Origin of the sequence: Streptomyces caelestis, from assembly GCF_014205255.1 — a bacterium.
Lineage (GTDB): Bacteria > Actinomycetota > Actinomycetes > Streptomycetales > Streptomycetaceae > Streptomyces > Streptomyces caelestis.
Genome location: NZ_JACHNE010000001.1, coordinates 6,684,524 through 6,701,782, shown reverse-complemented (window position 1 = coordinate 6,701,782; position 17,259 = coordinate 6,684,524). Strand labels below are relative to the sequence as shown.

The following is a 17,259-nucleotide window of genomic DNA, read 5'->3' as shown; positions in this document are numbered from 1 at the left end:
TCTCGCCACGAGGTTCCGGGCGGGTCACTCGCCCCGGGTGAAGGTGCGCCGGTACTCGCTCGGTGTGGTGCCGAGGATGCGCTGGAAGTGCAGGCGCAGGTTCGCGCCGGTGCCGAGCCCGACGTCGGCGGCGATCTGTTCGACGCTGCGCTGCGAGCGCTCGAGCAGTTCGCGGGCCAGGTCGATGCGGGCACGCATCACCCACTGCATCGGCGTGTAGCCGGTCTCCTCGACGAAGCGCCGGGAGAACGTGCGCGGCGAGACCCCGGCCTGCCGCGCCAGTATGTCGAGGGTGAGGGGCTCGCCGAGCCGGTGCAGCGCCCACTCGCGGGTGGCGGCGAACCGCTCGCCGAGCGGCTCGGGGACGCTGCGCGGCACGTACTGGGCCTGGCCGCCGCTGCGGTAGGGGGCGGCGACCAGACGCCGGGCCGCGTGGTTGGACGCGGCCACTCCGAGGTCGCCGCGCAGGATGTGCAGGCACAGGTCGATGCCGGAGGCGGCGCCGGCCGAGGTGAGCACGCTGCCCTCGTCGACGAACAGCACGTTCTCGTCGACCCGGACGAGCGGGTGCCTGGCCACGAGTGCCCGCGTGTAGTGCCAGTGCGTCGTGGCGCGCCTGCCGTCGAGCAGGCCCGTGGCGGCGAGCGCGAAGGCGCCCGTCGAGATGGCGGCGAGCCGCGCGCCCCGCTCATGGGCGGCGATCAGTGCGTCGACGACGGCCCGCGGCGGGTCGTCGCGGTCCGGGAACCGGTAGCCGGGGACGAAGACGATGTCGGCCCACGCGAGCGCGTCGAGGCCGTGGGCGACGTAGTACGCGAGGCCGTCGCCGCCGGTCACGAGACCGGGCGCCGCCCCGCACACCCGCACCTCGTACGGCATGCTCGCGCGGGTCGTGAAGACCTGCGCGGGAATTCCGACATCGAGCGGCTTCGCACCCTCCAGAACAAGGACGGCGACGCGATGCAGGCGGGGTGCGGGCACGGGAAGAGGTTACGTGGGGCGGGACTTCTACCCGCATCCGGCGAGTCCACCGCCGCCACCGGAGCCTCTCCGGCAGGCGGGCGCGGCCCGGCCGTCAGGACCGGCCCTGCCGCCGTCTCCGTCAGCGGGCGGTCTGTGTGTGCACGTACTCCACCAGCCGCGTCAGCGCGTCCGGGTCCGTCGACGGCATGACGCCGTGGCCGAGGTTGAAGACGTGCCCCTCCAGCCCCGCCGCCGAGTCCAGGACCTCACGGGTCTTCGCCTCGACGGCCTCCGTCGTGGCGAACAGCACCGTCGGGTCGAGGTTGCCCTGGAGCGCCTTGCCGGGGCCGACGCGGCGGGCGGCCTCGTCCAGCGGGACGCGCCAGTCGACGCCGACGACGTCCGCGCCGGCCTCGCCCATGAGCCGCAGCAGTTCGCCGGTGCCGACGCCGAAGTGGATGCGCGGGACGCCGTAACCGGCCACGGCCTCCAAGACCTTCGCCGACGCCGGCAGCACCGAGCGCCGGTAGTCGGTGGGGGCGAGGGCACCGGCCCAGGAGTCGAACAGCTGGACCGCCGAGGCGCCCGCCTCGATCTGCACCTTCAGGAAGGCGGCCGTGATGTCGGCGAGGCGGTCGAGCAGGTCGGCCCACAGCTCGGGGTCGCCGTACATCATCGCCTTGGCGTTCTCGTACGTGCGGGACGGGCCGCCCTCGACGAGGTAGCTGGCGAGGGTGAAGGGGGCGCCGGCGAAGCCGATCAGGGGCGTGGTGCCGAGTTCGCGGGTGAGCAGGCCGATGGCCTCGGTGACGTAGGAGACGTCCTCGGCGGTCAGGTCGCGCAGCTGGGCGAGGTCGGCGCGGGTGCGGATGGGGCGCTCGACGACCGGGCCGACGCCTGGCTTGATGTCGAGGTCGACGCCGATGGCCTTGAGCGGGACGACGATGTCGCTGAAGTAGATCGCCGCGTCGACGCCGTGCCGGCGCACCGGCTGGAGCGTGATCTCGGTGACCAGCTCGGGCCGCATGCAGGACTCGAGCATCCCGATGCCCTCGCGCACCTTGCGGTACTCCGGCAGTGAGCGCCCGGCCTGCCGCATGAACCACACCGGCGTGTGCGGCACGGGCTCGCGCCGGCAGGCCTTGAGGAAGGCCGAGTCGTACGGGGCGGACGGCTGCTGGGCCCGGGGGGCGTCGTTGGCACTCACGGGCCAAGTTTCGCACGCCCCCGATGGGCGTGATTCAGCCCCTGGACGGGCGCGGGGTGTCTAGCCCGGCGCCCGGGCTCCGGTCCCCGTAATCTTCCGGCATGGCTGCGGCTCAGGGACGACTGTCGGACGGCGCTGGCGGAATGGACGAAGCGAAGGACACCGAGCAAGACCGGCGGGAGGCGGACACCGCCCCGCTGCCCTTCCGGGCCGCCGTCGACGCGCTCATGGCGGCGCGGCTGCGGCCCCAGATCGAGGTCGAGCCGACCCGCCCGCCCAGGCGGCTCGCTCCCTACGCCTACGCGCTGGAGGCCGCGGTCGTCGACGGTGACGAGGACCTGGCCGACGGCCGGCTGGTGCTGCTGCACGACCCGGCGGGACACGAGGCCTGGCAGGGCACGTTCCGGCTGGTGACGCTGGTGCGCGCGGAGCTGGAGCCGGAGATGGCCGCGGACCCGCTGCTGCCGGAGGTGTGCTGGTCCTGGCTGACCGGCGCGCTCCAGACGCGCGGGCTGACGTACGGGGAGCCGAGCGGCACCGTCACGCGGGCGAGCTCGCACTACTTCGGCGGTCTGTCCGCGCGCCCGGCCGCCTCGCAGATCGAGATCCGTGCCTCGTGGACGCCGCGCGAGGGCCTGGGCGGGGTGCCGGACACGGCCGCGCACCTGGCGTCCTGGTGCGATCTGCTCGCCCAGGTCGCGGGGCTGCCGCCGGCCGCGCCGGGCGACGCGTCGGTGGTGACGCTGCCCCAGCGGCGGGGCCCGCAGTCCCGCTGATCGAACCTGTTCCGACCCCGTACTGATCGAACTTGTACGGGGCGGTCAACCATGCCCGGTCGACGATCACACCTGCGTCCCCCTCTTGGCCGAATCACTTTGTCGATACGGCCACTTTCGACCGCGTACCGACGCAGACCGAAACCGTTCGGCCTTCGAGTGATCGACCGCGTGTCCGAATTGCACGGATTGTTATCACCGATTCGTGATCATTCCCTAAAGGCGGACGGGCCGGGTGCCGAAGACGACTGTGACCTTGAAAGCACGGTTCGTCCCGGCTTCACCCCCACGAGCCGGCCCCGTCCCGCACCCCAGGAGGCCTGGTGTCCGTTCTCCTCGAGCAGCCCGCAAGCCTGGTCGCCTACCGCCCGAACAAGCCGACCGCCATGGTGGTCGTGGCCGACCCGCGCGTCCGCTCCACCGTCACCCGCCACCTGTGGGCGCTCGGTGTGCGCGATGTCATCGAGGCCTCGTCCATCGCGGAGGCTCGTCCCCGCATCGGCAACCCCCGCGACATCTGCGTCGCCGACGTCCACCTGCCGGATGGCTCCGGCCTCACCCTGCTGTCGGAGACCCGCGCCGCGGGCTGGCCCAACGGGCTCGCCCTCTCCGCCGCCGACGACATCGGCGCCGTGCGCAACGCGCTCGCCGGCGGTGTCAAGGGCTACGTCGTCACCGGCACCCGCACCAACGTCGGGCTCCCCACCCGGCCGGGCTCCGCCCCCATCGGCGCCGCCGCCGCACGCCTGCACCGCCGCCCCCCGGGTGCCCCGAGCCACCCGGGCGGCTACCGCGAGCTCTCCGGCCGCGAGGTCGAGGTGCTGCGACTGGTCGCGGAAGGCCAGTCGAACAAGGCGATCGGCGTCTCGATGGGCCTGTCCGCACTGACCGTCAAGAGCCACCTCGCCCGCATCGCCCGCAAGCTCGGCACGGGCGACCGCGCCGGGATGGTCGCGGTGGCCCTGCGGACGGGAATCATCCACTGACCCGCTCCATGATGCCCCTTGGTGATCATTCACTCACATGAACGGGGCCGACCGCGGATCCCCCTCATGTCACTCACGGTTCGCCAACCCGACACTCCCCCGACCTGACTGGTTTGCGACCCCCGGGCGCCCGTCGACGGAACGTTCCGTCGACGGGCGCTGTCCATACACGGATACCCTTGACAGGTGACCGACGCCCACGAGACCGCAGCAGACAGCTCACTGCGAACCACCGGAGGCGCTCCTCCGGACGACGGCGGATCTTCTGCTACGGAGGCGCCGATCCCTTTGCTGGAACCACGTGAGGGCATTCCACCCGTGGTGGCGGACGAGGCTGCCCTGGCCCGGGTGATCGCCGCCTTCGAGGCGGGCTCCGGCCCGGTCGCCGTCGACGCCGAGCGGGCGTCCGGCTACCGCTACGGCCAGCGCGCCTACCTGGTCCAGCTGCGCCGCCAGGGCGCCGGAACGGCTCTGATCGACCCCGTCGCCTGCCCCGACCTGTCCGCCCTGGGCGAGGCCCTGTCCGGCGTCGAGTGGGTGCTGCACGCCGCCACCCAGGACCTGCCCTGCCTGCGCGAGATAGGCATGGTGCCGACGCGGCTGTTCGACACGGAGCTGGCCGGGCGGCTCGCCGGGTTCCCCCGGGTCGGCCTCGGCGCGATGGTCGAGGGCGTCCTCGGCTTCGTCCTGGAGAAGGGGCACTCCGCCGTCGACTGGTCCACCCGCCCGTTGCCCGAGCCCTGGCTGCGCTACGCGGCGCTGGACGTCGAGCTGCTCGTCGACCTGCGCGACGCGCTGGAGAAGGAGCTCGACCGGCAGGGCAAGCTGGAGTGGGCCCACCAGGAGTTCGACGCGATCGCCTCCGCTCCCCCGCCGGAGCCCCGCAAGGATCCGTGGCGGCGTACGTCCGGCATGCACAAGGTGCGCCGGCGGCGGCAGCTGGCCGTCGTACGGGAGCTGTGGCAGACCCGGGACCGCATCGCGCAGCGGCGGGACGTCTCCCCCGGCAAGGTGCTCGGGGACGCGGCGATCGTGGAGGCCGCGCTGGCGGTTCCGGCCAACGTGCACGCGCTGGCCGCGCTGAACGGTTTCGGACACCGGATGAGCAAGCGGCAGCTGGAGCAGTGGCAGGCGGCCGTGGACCGGGCGAAGGCGCTGACCGAGGCGCAGTTGCCGCAGCCGGGGCAGCCCGTGACCGGGCCTCCGCCGCCGCGGGCCTGGGCGGACAAGGATCCCGTTGCCGCCGCTCGGTTGTCCGCGGCCCGGGCGGGGGTGTCGGCGCTGGCCGAGCAGCTCAACATGCCGCAGGAGAATCTGATCACGCCGGACACGGTTCGGCGGGTCTGCTGGGAGCCGCCGGCGGTGGTCGACGCCGAGTCCGTGGCGGCCGCGCTCGCCGGGTACGGCGCGCGGCCGTGGCAGGTCGAGCAGGTGACTCCCGTACTGGTGGAGGCGCTGGCCGTCACGGAGGCCTAGCCGCCGCAGGGCCCTTCGCCGTACGGCGGCTGCGCGCCCCTGGGGGCAGCCCTCCTACTTCGTGGCGCCTCGGGTGAAACCGTTGTAGATGAACCGCTGGAGGACCAGGAAGACGATCAGCGTCGGGACGATGACGAGGATCGCGCCTGCCGAGATGGTCTCCCAGTGGGCTCCGAAGGGGCCCTTGAAGCGGAACAGGGACGTCGATATCACGCCAAGATCTTCGGAGGGCATGTAGAGGAAGGGGATGTAGAAGTCGTTGTAGACGTTGATCCCCTTCACGATCACGACCGTCGCGATCGCGGGCTTGAGCAGCGGGAAGATGATCTTCCGGTAGACCGTGAAGGCGTTGGCGCCGTCGATGCGGGCCGACTCGTCCAGTGAGACCGGGATGGCCCGGACGAACTGCAGGAAGATGTAGATCGACACGATGTCCGTGCCCATGTAGAGCGCGATCGGCGCCCAGAGACTGTCGAACATGCCGAGGCTGTTGACGATCTGGAAGGTGGCCACCTGGGTGGTCACCCCGGGGACCAGCGCGGCGACCAGGAACAGGGCCAGGACGAGCTTCCGGAAGCGGAACCGGAAGCGATCGATGGCGTACGCCGTCATCGAGCCGATGAGGACCGTGCCCCCGATGGCGACGACCAGGATCACCGCCGTGTTGCCGAACGCCGAGAGCATCCGGCCGTCCTGGAACGCCGTCACGTAGTTGCCGAAATTGAGCGGGTCGTCGGGCAGCGTGAGGGCGCCGCCGTCGTCCGCCATCTCCCCGGAGGTCTTCAGCGAGGTCAGGAAGACCACGGTGAGCGGCAGGAGCACGACCAGCGTCGCGAGGACCAGGGACAGGTACACGAGGGCACGGGCCACGGCACGGCGCGTCATACGAGGTCCACCTTGTCGTCCGGGACGAGGCGCCGCTGCACCCAGGTCACCGCCAGGATGATCAGCAGCAGTACGACGGCCGCCGCCGAGGCGAGGCCCGTCTTGTTGAACTGGAAGGCCAGCTTCACGGTCTGGATCACGAAGGTCTCGGTGCCGGTCGCGCCGCCGGTCATGATGTACGGGATCTCGAAGACCGACAGCGACCCGGAGACGGACAGGATCACCGACAGGCTCAGCACGGGCCGGATGCCGGGCGCGATGATGTGGCGGAACTGCTGCCAGCGGTTCGCCCCGTCCAGTTCGGCCGCCTCGTACAGCTCCCCCGGGATGGACTGGATCGCGCCGAGGAAGAGCACGAAGTTCAGGCCCAGATAGCGCCAGACGGAGACGCCGGCGAGGGAGACGTTGGCCGACGTGGGTGTGCCGAGCCAGGACCGGTCACCGTCGTGGCCGAAGAGGCTCAGGATCGCGTCGAGTGTGCCGCCGTCCTGGAAGAAGTACAGGAAGACGAAGCCGATCGCGACACCGTTGATCAGGTACGGGAAGAAGAGCACGCCCTTGAAGAAGTTGCGGAAGCGGACGTTGAAGCTCAGGACGGTGGCGAAGTAGAGGGCGGCGCCGATCTGCACCACGGACGCGGCGAGGTAGTAGCCGCTGACGAAGAACACCTCGAACAGCTCTGGCCGGGTGAAGAGTTCGGTGTAGTTCTCGGCGCCCGTGTAGCGCAGCTCGGGGCTGACACCGTCCCAGTCGGTGAAGCTGTACGCGACCATGTTGACGATCGGCGCGTAGGTGAAGGCGATCAGCAGGGCGAGCGGGGCGATCAGGAACAGCCAGGGGGTCACGCCCCGCCACCGCCGAGGCCGGCGCGCGGCGGACGGCGGTGCCGGCCCGGCGGGCGCGGCCTGCGACACCGGCCGCGCCGCCTTCCGGGTGGTGTCGGTCATCAGGACCCCAGGTTCTTCTGCGCCTCGGTCCACTTCTCGCCCAGCCCGGTCAGGAAGTCGTCCAGGCTGCCCTTGCGGGCACCGCGGGCGAGGTCGACGAGTTCCTGGCGGTAGTCGGGCTTGTAGATGCCGACCTCGGACTGGTTGTCGATGGACTTGACCTGGGCGCCCTTGGTGTCGTCGAGGTCGAGGAGCTTCACGCCCGCCTCCTGGTACGGCCCCAGGACGTCGGGCAGCGGGGCGTCCTTGAGGGGCGAGAGGGCGAGGTTGGCGTCCGCGTAGCCGGACTTGTCGGTGAACCAGTCGATCCAGGCGCGGGCGGCGGCCTTGTGGTCGGAGTTGACGTTGACGGCCTGGTTGTAGTCGGGCAGCGTCACCGCGCAGAACGTGCCGTTCTTCTGGGCGGGGAAGGGCATGAACCCGATGTCGTCCGAGTCGGCTCCGGCCTGTTTCGCCGCGCCCTGCATCTGGATGACCGCCCAGGAGCCGAGCCACATCGTGGCGATCTCGCCCTTCGCCAACTTGGGCTTGGACGCCTCCCAGTTGGTGGTCGTCGGGTCCTTCTCGATGAGCCCTTCGCGCACGATGTCGTACAGCAGCGTGTCGGCGGTGCGCAGATCGGCGCCGTCGGCCCAGGGGTCGCCCTCGGCGAGCTTCGTGGTGGCCTGCTCGTCACAGCCGACCGAGCCGTTGACCTGCGTCCATTGGGTGAGCGGCCACATGTCCTTGAAGTTGGTGTAGTACGGGATCGCGTCGGTCTTCGACTTGATCGCCTTCAGGTCGTCGAGGAACTCGGCCGGCGTCGTGGGCCAGTCGGTGATCCCGGCCTCGCTCCACACCTTCTTGTTGTAGATGAAACCCGGGACCGCGCCGAGCGGGCTCTGGCCGTAGACCTTGCCGTCGACGGTCGTGTAGTCGGTGAAGCGGTACTTCTTGCTCCGCTCGGCCTCGGTGCCGAGGGAGGCGAAGAACTTCGGGTAGTCCTTCTTCTCGATCACGGCCGGGATCATCAGGACGTCGCCGTAGTTCTCCGTGTTCATACGGATCTTGACCTCGCCCTCGTAGTCGGTGAGGCCGTCGAACTCGACCTTCACCTTGGGGTAGGTCTTGTTGAACTCGGCGGCGTACTTCTTCATCGTCCCGTCCTGCACGAGGTCGGTCCGGTGGGTGAGGACGGTGATGGTCCCGTCGACCTTGGCGGGATCGTCGGGGGCGTCGGCATCCGCGCCCTTCGAGGTGCCTCCGGTGCCGGTACAGCCCGAGGCCAGCAGGGCGGCGCCCACGGCGAGGGCGAGGACGGTACGGCGGTTCATGTGCATCAGCTCCGTTCGCGGAGAGGAACTCGGGACGGAAGAGCACGTGCGGTATGGCTGGTTCGGCACTCTGACAGCGCTTTCTCAACCGGTAAAGTCCCATTCCCGCCAAGGCTGCGAAAACCTGTACACGACTCTTCACTGGACCGGTTAAGGGAGTGCGCATGCTGGAGGCCGCACCGCTCGGCGACGGATGGATCCTGCGGCACAAGTCGGGCCCGCTCCCGGCCTCCGTGCCGGGCTGCGTGCACACCGACCTGATGGCGGCCGGGGTGATCCCCGACCCGTTCCTGGGCCTGGGCGAGTCCGAGGTGGCGTGGGTGGGGCGCCGGGACTGGACGTACGAGCGCGACCTCACGAGCGCCTCCGCGCAGGAGCAGACCGACCTGGTCTTCGACGGGCTCGACACCGTCGCCGAGATCTCCCTGGACGGACGGCTGCTGGGCGAGGTGCGGAACATGCACCGCTCCTACCGGTTCGACGTGACGGGGCTGTCCGGGCGGCTGACCGTGCGGTTGGTCTCCGCCTACGCCGAGGCCGAGGCCGTGCGGGGACGGCTGGGCGAGCGGCCCGCCGCCTACGCCGAGCCCTACCAGTACCTGCGCAAGATGGCCTGCTCCTTCGGCTGGGACTGGGGGCCGACCCTGGTGACGGCCGGGATCTGGCGACCCGTGCGCCTGGAGCACTGGTCGACGGCCCGGATCGCCCGGGTGCGTCCGCTGGTCACCGTCGACGAGGGCGTGGGGGTCGTCGAGTTGGCCGTGGACGTCGAGCGCACCCGGGTCGAGGCGCCGCTCGCCCTGGAGGCGACGGTGGGCGGGGTGCGGGCCCGGGCGGAGATCGACGGGGCGAGCGGGGCCGTACGGCTCCGCGTGCCGGACGTCCGGCTGTGGTGGCCGCGCGGCTACGGCGAACAGCCTCTCTATGACGTCGAGTTGCGGCTTCTCCACGGCGACGACGCGCTGGACGTGTGGCGGCGGCGGATCGGCTTCCGGACCGTGGAGCTGGACCGGCGGCCCGACGCGCACGGCACCGGCTTCACCCTCGTCGTCAACGGCGAGCGGCTCTTCGCGCGGGGCGTCAACTGGATCCCCGACGACGTCTTCCCGTCCCGGATCACCCGCGAGCGCTACCGGGAACGGCTGGAGCAGGCCGCCGGGGCGGGCGTGGACCTCGTACGGATCTGGGGCGGCGGGATCTACGAGAGCGAGGACTTCTACGACGCCTGCGACGAACTCGGGCTGCTGGTCTGGCAGGACTTCCCGTTCGCGTGCGCGGCCTACCCGGAGGAACAGCCGCTGCGCGGCGAGGTGGAGGCCGAGGCCCGGGAGAACGTCGTACGGCTGATGCCGCACCCGTCGCTGGTGCTGTGGAACGGCAACAACGAGAACCTGTGGGGCTTCAGGGACTGGGGCTGGGAGCCGCGGCTGGCCGGGGACTCCTGGGGGGAGGGGTACTACCTGGGCGTACTGCCGCGTGTGGTGGCCGAGTTGGATCCGACGCGGCCGTACACGGCGGGGAGCCCCTGGTCCGGGTCATGGGACCGGCATCCCAACGATCCGGCGCACGGCACGCACCACTCCTGGGACGTGTGGAACCGTGAGGACTACGCCGACTACCGGCTGAGCGTGCCCCGGTTCGTCGCCGAGTTCGGCTGGCAGGCGCCGCCCGCGTACGCCACGCTGCGCCGGGCGCTGCCCGGGGAGGAACTCGCGTCCGACTCCCCCGGCATGCTGCACCACCAGAAGGCCGACGACGGCAACGGGAAGCTGGAGCGGGGGCTGGCGCGGCATTTCGCCGTGCCGGACGGGGACTTCGACCGCTGGCACTACCTGATGCAGGTCAACCAGGCGCGTGCGATCGCCGCCGGGATCGAGCACTGGCGCTCGTACTGGCCGGTGTGCGCGGGCACGGTCCTCTGGCAGCTCAACGACTGCTGGCCGGTGACGTCCTGGGCGGCGATCGACGGGGACGGCCGGGAGAAGCCGCTGTACCACGAGCTGAAGCGGCTGTACGCGGACCGGTTGCTGACGCTCCGGGAGCGGGACGGCGGGCTGGTGCTGGCCGCCGTCAACCAGGCGGCCGGGGACTGGACGCCGGCGCTGACCCTGCGGCGGATGTCCGTCGGGGGCGAGGTGCTGGGGCAGGCGGCCGTGGAGGTGACGGCCGGGGGGCGGGCGGTGGCCCGTGTCGATGTTCCGCGCGAGCTGACGCCCGACGGGCCTGAGGAGTTCCTGGTCGCCGACGCGGAGGGGCTGCGGGCGGTGCACTTCCCGGTGTCGGACCGTGAGGTCGCCTACCCCACGCCGGAGTTCGATGTCTCGCTCGCCCCCGACGGCATCACCGTCACCGCCCGCACCCTGGTACGGGACCTGCTGCTCCAGGCCGACCGGCTGGATCCGGGGGCGCGGGCCGACCGGGGGCTGGTCACGCTGCTGCCGGGCGAAGAGGTGACCATCGGGGTGCGCGGCTGGAAGACCCCGGACGCGGAGCGTGCTCGTGCGGCCCTGTACTGCGTGGAGCCCACCCGATGACGGCAACGCCGGCTCCCCGCGTCACCATCAAGGACGTGGCCGCGCGCGCCGGCGTGTCCAAGGGGGCCGTGTCGCTCGCGTTCAACCACAAGCCCGGGCTGTCGGAGGCGACCCGGGACCGGATCTTCCGGGCGGCGCGGGAACTGGGCTGGGCGCCGAACCTCACGGCGCGGACGCTCGCCGGTTCGCGCGTGGACGTGATGGGGCTCGCGGTGTGCCGGCCGGCCCGGATGCTCGGGCTCGAACCCTGGTACATGGAGTTCGTCTCGGGCGTGGAGAGCGTCCTGGCCGAGCACTCCTGCTCCCTGCTGCTGAGGCTCGTACACAATCTGGACGAGGAGCTGGGGGTCCAGGAGGCGTGGTGGCGGGGCCGGCAGATCGGCGGGTCGATCCTCGTCGACTTCCGGGCCGACGATCCCCGGGTGGGCCTCGTGGAGCGGCTCGGGCTGCCGGTGGTCGCCGTGGGGCATCCCTCGCTGACCGGGGGGCTCACCTCGGTGTGGACCGATGACGCTACGGCCGTGACGGAGGCGGTTCGGTATCTGGCCGCGCTGGGGCACCGGCGGATCGCCCGAGTGGGCGGGGCGGCGGCTCTCGGTCACACGGCCATCCGGACGGCGGCGTTCGACGAGGCGGCGGGGGCGCTGGCCGGGGCGTGGCAGGTGGCGACGGACTTCTCCGGGGACGCGGGGGCGCGGGCCACACGGTCCCTGCTGACGGCCGCGCCGCCGGACCGGCCGACGGCGATCGTGTACGACAACGACGTCATGGCGGTGGCGGGGTTGTCGGTGGCGGCGGAGATGGGGTTGCGGGTGCCGGAGGATGTGTCGCTGCTGGCCTGGGACGACTCGCAGCTGTGCCGGTTGACGCATCCGACGCTGTCCGCGATGAGTCATGACGTGCATGGGTTCGGGGCGGAGGTGGCCCGGACGTTGTTCTCGGTGATCACCGGCGATGGGGCGGCTGGGTCACATCCTGTGCCGACCCCTGTTCTGACGCCTCGGGGTTCCACTGCGCCGCCTCGGTGAGCGCCGTAGGGGAGTGCGGGAGCGTTGTGGCTGGTCGCGCCCACGCGGCGGAGCCGCACATTGACACCGCCCCGCGCCCCTTGAAAAGGGCACTGCGCCACCGGGCGTTTTTTGTGTGACGTTCACCGCTCGCCATGTCAGGACTGGGCAGCTACGTTACTCATAAGTAGCATGGGATGAGCAAGCGCTCAGCGTCCTGGACCCTGGAGGAGAGCCATCGTGCCTCGTACCGTCAGGGACGTCGTCTTCGTAGACGGCGTCCGCACCCCGTTCGGCAAGGCGGGCCCGAAGGGCATCTACCACGAGACCCGTGCCGACGACCTCGTCGTGAAGGCGATCCGGGAGCTGCTGCGCCGCAACCCCGGTCTCGACCCGAAGAAGATCGACGAGGTCGCCATCGCCGCGACCACGCAGATCGGCGACCAGGGCCTCACGATCGGCCGCACCGCGGGGATCCTCGCCGGCCTGCCGCAGTCCGTCCCGGGTTACTCCATCGACCGCATGTGCGCGGGCGCCCTGACGGCCGTGACCTCGGTCGCCGGTTCCGTCGCCTTCGGTGCCTACGACATCGCCATCGCCGGTGGTGTCGAGCACATGGGCCGTCACCCCATGGGCGAGGGCGTCGACCCGAACCCGCGGTTCGTCTCCGAGAAGCTGGTCGACGAGTCGGCCCTCTTCATGGGCATGACCGCGGAGAACCTGCACGACCGCTACCCGCAGATCACCAAGCTGCGCGCCGACGAGTACGCCGTGCGCTCCCAGGAGAAGGCCGCCAAGGCGTACGCCAACGGCAAGATCCAGGCCGACCTGGTGCCGGTCTCGGTGCGCCGCACCTCCCCCGAGGCGGGTGAGACGGGCTGGGGCCTGGTCACCGCCGACGAGCCGATGCGCCCGGGCACGACGCTGGAGAACCTCCAGGGCCTCAAGACCCCGTTCCGTGTGCACGGCCGGGTCACCGCCGGTAACGCGGCCGGTCTGAACGACGGCGCCACCGCCTCGCTCATCGCCTCCGAGGACTTCGCGCGGGAGCACGACCTTCCGGTCAAGATGCGCCTGGTCTCCTACTCCTTCGTGGGCGTCGAGCCGGAGGTCATGGGCTACGGCCCGATCCCGGCGACGGAGAAGGCACTGGCCCAGGCAGGCCTGTCGATCTCCGACATCGGCCTGTTCGAGATCAACGAGGCCTTCGCCGTCCAGGTGCTGGCCTTCCTCGACCACTACGGCATCGCCGACGACGACGAGCGCGTCAACCAGTACGGCGGCGCCATCGCCTTCGGCCACCCGCTGGCCTCCTCCGGCGTCCGTCTGATGACGCAGCTGGCCCGCCAGTTCGAGGAGCAGCCGCACGTCCGCTACGGCCTGACCACCATGTGCGTCGGCTTCGGCATGGGCGCGACGGTCATCTGGGAGAACCCGCACTTCGAGGGGGACAAGTGAGCACCACCGCCGAGCTTCTGAAGCAGGCTTCCGAGCTGTTCCCGGACGAGGTCGTCACGAGTGCGCACGTACGCCACTTCGACCTCCCCTCCGGTGCCGGGCGCTTCGCCCTGATCACCCTGGACAACGGCCACGACCACACCAAGCCGACCACCTTCGGCCCGGCCTCGCTGGCGAACCTGAACGCCGCGATCGACCAGGTCGAGAAGGAGGCGGCGGACGGCGAGATCACCGGCGTCGGCATCACCGGCAAGCCGTTCATCTTCGCGGTCGGCGCCGACCTCAAGGGCGTGGAGATCCTCAAGGAGTACGAGCACGCGCTCGCCATCGGCAAGGGCGGCCACGAGGTCTTCAAGCGGCTGTCCAAGCTGGCCGTGCCGACCTTCGCGTACTACAACGGCGCCGCGATGGGCGGCGGTGTCGAGGTCGGTCTGCACTGCACCTACCGGACCGTCTCCGCGGCCGTCCCGGCGTTCTCGCTCCCCGAGGTGTTCCTCGGCCTGGTCCCCGGCTGGGGCGGCTGCACGCTGCTGCCGAACCTGATCGGCGCCGACAAGGCCGTCTCGGTGATCATCGAGAACAGCCTCAACCAGAACAAGCAGCTCAAGGGCAAGCAGATCTACGAGCTCGGGATCGCCGACGCGATCTTCGAGGGCGCGGACTTCCTGGAGCAGTCGCTGATCTGGACCGCGTCGGTCCTCAAGGGCGAGCTGGAGATCGAGCGCCCGGTGATCGACCGTGGCGAGGGCTGGGACCAGGCCGTCGCCAAGGGCCGCTTCATCGCGGACTCCAAGGTGCACGGCGCCGCCCCGGCCGCCTACCGCGCCCTGGACATCATCGCCGCCGCCAAGAACGGCGACCTCCAGCAGGGCTACGACGCCGAGGACAAGGCCCTCGCCGACCTCATCATGGGCGGCGAACTGCGCTCCGGCATCTACGCCTTCAACCTGGTGCAGAAGCGCGGCAAGCGCCCGGCCGGTGCCCCGGACAAGTCCCTGGCCCGCCCGGTCACCAAGGTCGGTGTCGTCGGCGCCGGTCTGATGGCCAGCCAGCTCGCGTTGCTGTTCCTGCGCCGCCTGGAGGTGCCGGTCGTGCTGACCGACATCGACCAGGAGCGCGTCGACAAGGGTGTGGGCTACGTCCACGCCGAGATCGACAAGCTGCTCGGCAAGGGCCGGATCAACCAGGACAAGGCCAACCGCCTCAAGGCGCTGGTGACCGGTGTGCTGGACAAGGCCGAGGGCTTCGCGGACGCGGACTTCATCATCGAGGCCGTGTTCGAGGAGATGGGCGTCAAGCAGAAGGTGTTCGCGGAGGTCGAGGCGGTCGCCCCGGCGCACGCGATCCTGGCCACCAACACCTCGTCGCTGTCGGTGTCGGAGATGGCGGCGAAGCTGAAGCACCCCGAGCGGGTCGTCGGCTTCCACTTCTTCAACCCGGTCGCCGTGCTGCCGCTGCTGGAGATCGTCCGCGGCGAGCAGACCGACGACGCCTCCCTGGCCACGGCGTTCGGCGTCGCCAAGAAGCTGAAGAAGACCGCGGTGCTGGTGAAGGACGCCCCGGCGTTCGTCGTGAACCGCATCCTGACCCGCTTCATGGGCGAGATCCAGAACGTCATCGACGAGGGCACCCCGGTCGAGGTCGCCGAGAAGGCGGTCGAGCCCCTGGGCCTGCCGATGTCTCCTCTCGTCCTGCTGGAGCTGGTCGGCCCGGCGATCGGCCTGCACGTCTCCGAGACGCTCAACAAGGCGTTCCCGGACCGCTTCACGGTCTCCCCGAACCTCAAGGCGGTCGTCGAGGCGGGCAAGCGCGGCTTCTACGTCTACGACAGCGGCAAGCCGGAGCTGGACCCGGAGGTCGCCGCGCTGCTGAAGCAGGGCGACAGCGTCCTGACGGAGGAGCAGGTGCGCGAGCGGGTGCTCGACGCGGTGGCGCAGGAGATCGGGCTCATGCTCGACGAGGGCGTCGTCGCCGAGGCGCAGGACATCGACCTGTGCCTGATCACGGGCGCCGGCTGGCCGTTCCACCTGGGCGGCATCACGCCGTACCTGGACCGCGAGGGCGTCTCCGAGCGCGTCAACGGCAAGAGGTTCCTGCCGCAGGGCGTGGCGAGCGTCCCCGCGTAACGCGTAACCCCTGAGGGGGGGGTGGGGCGTCCGGATCGTCACCGGACGCCCCACCCCCCTTCTGTGTGCCACCACGGAGGAACGGGGTGTCAGATCTCCCGCCAGGCCTCCAGCGCCAGACCCGGTTCGTCCTTGCGGCGGGTGAGCAGCAGCATCCCGGTCGACGGGGAGAGGGAGGCCGCGACGACCTCGTCGTGCTCGTCGAGGGCCAGTGACACCGCGGCGTCGGCGGGCAGTCGGGGTCCGGACTCGGTCCACCAGGCCCCGGCGGACTCCTGCTCGGTCGGATAGGCGGCAAAGGCGACCCGGCCACTCGACGACCGCTGGGCGAGCACGGTGCAGTCGTGCCCCTCTATCTCACAGCGCACGGAGGACACGGGCCCCGGACCGGCGGAGGCGATGAGCGTCACCGGCTTCTCCCCCGGGCGCCAGGCGCACAGGTCGCCGGAGGTGTCCGTGAAGAAGAGGGTGGTGTGCCCGGCGGACGTCGCGAGCGCGCGCAGGGTCCCCGGACGAGCGGGCACGTCGATCCCCTCGCCGCGCACCGGGGTCCGGCCCGGCTCCTCCTGCCGCCAGTGCAGAATCCCACCGGCCGCGGCGGCATACACCTCGACCAGCCCCGACTCCCCCGTCACGGCGGCCAACTCCCCCTCCACCTCGCTCCCCCCGAGGTCCTGCCAGGGCCCCCAGCCGCCCTTCTCCTTCTGGTTGCGCAGACCGACTCCGCCGCCCTTGGTGCGGACGAAGACATAGCCACGCCCCTGCGCGTCGACGGCGACGGCCGGCTCGCCCGTCCGGTCGCCCTTCTTGTCGGGGTGCCCGATCGGGACCCAGTCCAGGGGCGCGAGCCGGGGCCGGAAGTGAGTGGAGTGCACGAGCCCCGACTCGCCCGGGACGGTGGGCCGCCAGGCGGCCAGATGGGCGTAGCCGTCGGCGCCCTGGCCGACCGCGACACCCGGGTGCAGCTTCTGGGTGCCGCCGACGGTTCGGGGGGCGTCCCAGGAGCCGGCGGGGCCACGTTCCGCACGGCACAGGACGGCGTCGCCGGAGGGCAGGTAGACGGTGAGGCGGCCGTCGCGGCCGCGGATGAGCCAGTCGCCGTTCACCGGTTCACCTTACGCGGGCGGGACGACCGGACGCCGCGCCCGCCCCCTGTCCGGCCGTGATCCGCCATGCGACCCTGACCACATGAACAGCCACGCTCCCCTGCTTGTCGTCGTCGACGCCGCGAATGTCGTCGGGTCGGTACCGGACGGGTGGTGGCGGGACCGGAAGGGGGCGGCGGAGCGGCTGCGGGACCGGCTGGCGTCGGACGGGGTGCCGGAGGTGGCCGGGCCGGTGGAGATCCTGCTCGTGGTGGAGGGGGCGGCGCGAGGGGTGGAGTCCGTGACCGGGGTGCGGGTGGAGTCGGCGGTCGGCAGTGGGGACGATCACATCGTGGACGTGGTCGCGGGGGCGGGCGAGCGTCCGGTGCTGGTGGTCACGGCGGACCGGGAGCTACGGAGGCGGGTCGGGGAGCTGGGGGCGGAGGTGGCGGGACCGCGTACGGTCCGTCCGTAGGCGCCCGGCGTTTTGCTGGGG

General features: G+C 71.2%; 14 protein-coding genes. 8 read left to right on the top strand and 6 right to left on the bottom strand.

Annotation, left to right across the window (positions count from 1 at the left end; genetic code table 11):
- Nucleotides 1-24 precede the first annotated feature (24 nt).
- Nucleotides 25-981, bottom strand: a complete 957-nt coding sequence (locus HDA41_RS30610) for a GlxA family transcriptional regulator (RefSeq protein ID WP_184989657.1) — start codon at nucleotides 979-981, stop codon at nucleotides 25-27.
- Between the two features lie 121 nt (nucleotides 982-1,102).
- Nucleotides 1,103-2,170: a uroporphyrinogen decarboxylase gene (gene hemE / locus HDA41_RS30605; RefSeq protein WP_184989655.1), complete on the bottom strand. Its 1,068-nt coding sequence runs from the start codon at nucleotides 2,168-2,170 to the stop codon at nucleotides 1,103-1,105.
- A gap of 101 nt (nucleotides 2,171-2,271) precedes the next feature.
- On the opposite strand from hemE, the gene HDA41_RS30600 reads away from it, so the two are divergent.
- The 3 genes from HDA41_RS30600 (at nucleotide 2,272) to HDA41_RS30590 (ending at nucleotide 5,408) form a co-directional block, all read left to right on the top strand.
- Nucleotides 2,272-2,946 (top strand): DUF3000 domain-containing protein, encoded by a 675-nt coding sequence (locus tag HDA41_RS30600; protein WP_184989653.1) that lies wholly within the window; start codon nucleotides 2,272-2,274, stop codon nucleotides 2,944-2,946.
- A gap of 323 nt (nucleotides 2,947-3,269) precedes the next feature.
- A complete protein-coding gene (locus HDA41_RS30595) occupies nucleotides 3,270-3,932 on the top strand; it encodes a response regulator transcription factor (protein WP_184989651.1) in 663 nt (220 codons plus the stop codon).
- Nucleotides 3,933-4,118: 186 nt separating this feature from the next.
- Nucleotides 4,119-5,408, top strand: a complete 1,290-nt coding sequence (locus HDA41_RS30590) for a ribonuclease D (RefSeq protein ID WP_184989649.1) — start codon at nucleotides 4,119-4,121, stop codon at nucleotides 5,406-5,408.
- A gap of 54 nt (nucleotides 5,409-5,462) precedes the next feature.
- Here the strand turns inward: HDA41_RS30590 and HDA41_RS30585 are convergent, their stop codons facing one another.
- From HDA41_RS30585 to HDA41_RS30575, 3 genes are read right to left on the bottom strand one after another with little or no spacing between them, the layout of a single operon-like run.
- Nucleotides 5,463-6,293, bottom strand: coding sequence for a carbohydrate ABC transporter permease (locus tag HDA41_RS30585; RefSeq protein ID WP_184989647.1), 831 nt, complete (start codon nucleotides 6,291-6,293; stop codon nucleotides 5,463-5,465).
- On the bottom strand, nucleotides 6,290-7,240 hold the full coding sequence (locus HDA41_RS30580) for a carbohydrate ABC transporter permease (RefSeq protein ID WP_184989645.1): 951 nt from the start codon (nucleotides 7,238-7,240) through the stop codon (nucleotides 6,290-6,292). The genes HDA41_RS30585 and HDA41_RS30580 overlap by 4 nt, the downstream gene beginning before the upstream one ends.
- Nucleotides 7,240-8,553, bottom strand: coding sequence for an ABC transporter substrate-binding protein (locus tag HDA41_RS30575; RefSeq protein WP_184989643.1), 1,314 nt, complete (start codon nucleotides 8,551-8,553; stop codon nucleotides 7,240-7,242). Before HDA41_RS30575 ends, HDA41_RS30580 begins: the two co-directional genes overlap by 1 nt.
- 164 nt (nucleotides 8,554-8,717) lie before the next feature.
- On the opposite strand from HDA41_RS30575, the gene HDA41_RS30570 reads away from it, so the two are divergent.
- The 4 genes from HDA41_RS30570 to HDA41_RS30555 all read left to right on the top strand — a co-directional run bounded on the left by HDA41_RS30570 (nucleotide 8,718) and on the right by HDA41_RS30555 (nucleotide 15,678).
- The gene (locus tag HDA41_RS30570) at nucleotides 8,718-11,087 is read left to right on the top strand and encodes a glycoside hydrolase family 2 protein (RefSeq protein WP_184989641.1); all 2,370 of its coding nucleotides are present in this window, start codon (nucleotides 8,718-8,720) and stop codon (nucleotides 11,085-11,087) included.
- Entirely contained in the window at nucleotides 11,084-12,115 is a 1,032-nt protein-coding gene (locus tag HDA41_RS30565) for a LacI family DNA-binding transcriptional regulator (protein WP_184989639.1), read from the top strand. The genes HDA41_RS30570 and HDA41_RS30565 overlap by 4 nt, the downstream gene beginning before the upstream one ends.
- Nucleotides 12,116-12,334: 219 nt before the next feature.
- Entirely contained in the window at nucleotides 12,335-13,552 is a 1,218-nt protein-coding gene (locus HDA41_RS30560) for a thiolase family protein (RefSeq protein ID WP_184989638.1), read from the top strand.
- Nucleotides 13,549-15,678 carry a 3-hydroxyacyl-CoA dehydrogenase NAD-binding domain-containing protein gene (locus HDA41_RS30555; protein WP_184989636.1) on the top strand — a complete coding sequence of 710 codons (2,130 nt, stop codon included), beginning with the start codon at nucleotides 13,549-13,551 and terminating at the stop codon, nucleotides 15,676-15,678. Before HDA41_RS30560 ends, HDA41_RS30555 begins: the two co-directional genes overlap by 4 nt.
- An 89-nt stretch (nucleotides 15,679-15,767) precedes the next feature.
- On the opposite strand, the gene HDA41_RS30550 is transcribed toward HDA41_RS30555, so the two are convergent.
- Nucleotides 15,768-16,784 carry a PLL family lectin gene (locus HDA41_RS30550; RefSeq protein ID WP_184989634.1) on the bottom strand — a complete coding sequence of 339 codons (1,017 nt, stop codon included), beginning with the start codon at nucleotides 16,782-16,784 and terminating at the stop codon, nucleotides 15,768-15,770.
- Nucleotides 16,785-16,866: 82 nt separating this feature from the next.
- Between HDA41_RS30550 and HDA41_RS30545 the strand changes: the two genes are divergently transcribed.
- A complete protein-coding gene (locus tag HDA41_RS30545; protein ID WP_184989632.1) occupies nucleotides 16,867-17,238 on the top strand; it encodes a PIN domain-containing protein in 372 nt (123 codons plus the stop codon).
- Nucleotides 17,239-17,259: the final 21 nt, after the last annotated feature.